General features: G+C 52.2%; 3 protein-coding genes. 1 reads left to right on the forward strand and 2 read right to left on the reverse strand.

What is annotated here, in order from left to right; all coding sequences use genetic code 11:
- Nucleotides 1–345 precede the first annotated feature (345 nt).
- Nucleotides 346–678, reverse strand: coding sequence for a hypothetical protein (locus IGR76_10310; GenBank protein MBF2078888.1), 333 nt, complete (start codon nucleotides 676–678; stop codon nucleotides 346–348).
- Nucleotides 679–1,003: 325 nt separating this feature from the next.
- Between IGR76_10310 and IGR76_10315 the strand changes: the two genes are divergently transcribed.
- The gene (locus IGR76_10315) at nucleotides 1,004–1,879 is read left to right on the forward strand and encodes a ChaN family lipoprotein (GenBank protein ID MBF2078889.1); all 876 of its coding nucleotides are present in this window, start codon (nucleotides 1,004–1,006) and stop codon (nucleotides 1,877–1,879) included.
- A 27-nt stretch (nucleotides 1,880–1,906) separates the two neighbouring features.
- Here IGR76_10315 and IGR76_10320 read toward each other — a convergent pair whose 3' ends face one another.
- A complete protein-coding gene (locus IGR76_10320; protein ID MBF2078890.1) occupies nucleotides 1,907–2,830 on the reverse strand; it encodes a pentapeptide repeat-containing protein in 924 nt (307 codons plus the stop codon).
- Nucleotides 2,831–2,948: the final 118 nt, after the last annotated feature.

The raw sequence follows: 2,948 nt of genomic DNA on the forward strand, positions 1-2,948 counted from the left end.
CCCAGCCCACTCCGGGGTCGCAGCATCAAAATCATTGGGGTCGCAACCGTTGCCCGAAACGAGATCTCGCAACCAACACTTAAACGCATAGGACAACCTCACAGCAGCGAATATCGACCTCTTCCTAGAAATCCTATGCCCCAGGCGATGTTGCCACTGTATCAGGGGAATCGCTTTGGAGCATGGGTTCACGTGACGTTCATCTTGGGATCAAGAGTCTCAATTGTGCTGCTGCGTCATGCAGGCTGTGCATAGCTCCTCCGCTAATGCTGACTGACGTTAAGCCACAGGACTTACCGCACCCTGTAAGCCCCACGTACCAGTCTCTAAGCTCACTCAAAGACTCTAAAACTCAACACCAACACTTACGCCACCAAAGGTTGACGGACGCACAACCATTCCTTCCGGCAGAATGTTGGGAGCGCGATCGCTCTGCGAGGACTGCGTAGACGACTGCGTAGACGATTGAGCGTCAGGAGCAGACCCCGGAGAGTTATTTTGGTGGTTAACCTGGTTCGTGGCGTTGGTCACCCGCTCGCCATCAAAGGTGGCCATCGAATCTGTGCCCACCTGGTGTGCCCCCAACTCTAATACGCCGCTTTTAGCAGGTTCTGCCCCTGCTGCTGTCGCCATTCCAAGGGGGATTAAAACGATCATGAGTCCGATCAGCCTTTTCATACCCCATACTCCGGATTTGTAAGAATTAGGCTATTTCTAGCATAGACAAGCCCAATGGCGGGATCGTCGGAGTTGTTACGGAATGTAGTTTTTGAAGGCGCGATCGCCCCTTTGTGGGCACACTGCACCCAATCGCCAGTCCGTGAATTCAGCGATCTACTGAGGCAAGATCTCTTGGAGAGTGAGCACACCAGAACGACTGAAGCATCTGTAGTGTTAAGCAGCCGTTATCAGCACCCATAGAAGCAACCTCTGGGATCTGGCGAGGGCGATCGCGTTGACGTTACACTGTGGCATGAACCGTCCTAAGTTTTGAGGTTGACCCATGCCCCTGCGACGCAGCCGACGGCAGATCGGTCTAGTAATCCTGGGTGGTGCGCTGATGCTGGCTACTCCTGCGTCCTGTTCTGCCGTGGACGTTTCAGTTGTCGTACAGGCAGGGGCTAGGCTTGATGGGGAGGAACTTCAGCCCTTATTGAACGCTGATATTGTGTATTTGGGCGAGCATCACGACCGTCCTGCGGATCATGCCGCCCAGCTTGAGATTATTGAAGCCCTCTATGCTGAACATCCCGATATGGCGATCGCCCTAGAGATGTTTCAACAACCGTTTCAGTCCGTCATCGATCAATATTTGGCGGGGGAACTCTCGGAGGCGGAACTAGTAGAGCAGAGCGAGTATGAGCAGCGCTGGGGGTTCCCCTGGGAGTACTATGCGCCAATGCTGCGGTTTGCGAAAGCGAATCAAATTCCGGTACTGGCATTGAACGCACCCAGTGAAGTGGTGCGTCAAGTGGCGCAATCTGGACTGACTGGTTTGAGTGAGAACGATTTTCGCTACATTCCCCCCCTCAGCGATATTGATACGACCAATAGGGACTATCAAGCCTTTGTGCGAGAGGCCTTTGGCAGTCATGGTAGTCACGGCGATTTTAATTTCGACAATTTCTTTGCGGCTCAGGTGGTGTGGGATGAAACGATGGCTGAGGCGATCGCCAATTTTAAGCAAACGTCTCCGGATACCTTAGTCGTTGTTCTTGCAGGTACAGGCCATGTGATCTACGGCTATGGCATTCCCGATCGGGTTGACCGTCGTTTAGAAGGCTCGGTAGACCAAACAAAGGTGCTGCTTAATATGCCAAGCGATGCCTTACCTAATCCAGCCGATGGCGTAGCCGATGTTCTTTGGTATAGCGAATAGACGAATGGTAGTTGCCCGCTGATCGCGTTAGCCAACATTCAGCGCACCATGATGCTTAAGCCACTGTTTTTGCTCCGCTGAAAGTCCAGTTGCATCGGTAAAGATTGCACCTTTCACCCGACAGTTTTCAAAACACGCTCCCTCAAGCTGGGTCTGTTCAAGATTTGCATTTCGCAAGTCTGCACCCGCTAGATTAGCATTAGTTAAGTTTGCACCCTCCAGTGCTGCTCCGTAGAGGGAACTCTGTCGTAGATCGGCCCGAATTAGAACAGCATTCCACAGATCCGACCAGTCTAATTGAGTACAGCGCAAGGTTCCTCCTGTCAAATCCGTACGCTGGAAATTGGCACTGAGAGCATGGGCTTCTGAGAGATTTGCCCCGACTAAGATCGTATCCGACAGGTCAGCCTGATCTAAATTTGCACTACCAAATGACGCACCGTAGACAATGGCATTTTGCCATTGGGAACGACTAAGTTGCGCCCCTTCAAAGCTAGCACGCCCAAAGTTAGTATTTTCTAAGCGAGCGTCCACCAGAGAGGCATGAATAAAGCGCGATCGCCCCCCGGTGGCAGTGCGGAGATCGGCATGATCGAAACACGCCCGGGTAGCATCGACCGCCTCTAAACAAGCGCCGTACATTTTAGCGGCGATCGCCGTTGTGTGTTTAAGTACGGCATGACTTAGATTTGCCTGGATGCAGGACGCACGATCAAGACAGGCATGGGTCAGGTGGCTTTCGGAGAGATCGGCTAAAATGAGGGTTGCACCGGATAGATTCACCGCTCGACAGGAGGCTCCCTGTAGATGGGCTGCTCGAAGATAGGCGTCTGCAAAACGGCCTTCGTCTAGACATTGTCCGCTCAGATCAATGCCGCTAAGTTCCGCTCGATTAAGGGGATACCCCGCTCGAATTCGCGCTAAAACATCCGTTGCCGTGAGTTGAGCCATCGCCTTGAACACCTAAACTTAGTAAAACCTTAAACTTTTTCAGTATCTGAAGATACAAAATAAAGCGGCTTTGTTGCATGATTAGAAGGATGATCAGGCTCACCTTGAGGTCGTCCGG

This window comes from Synechococcales cyanobacterium T60_A2020_003, assembly GCA_015272205.1.
GTDB lineage: Bacteria > Cyanobacteriota > Cyanobacteriia > RECH01 > RECH01 > JACYMB01.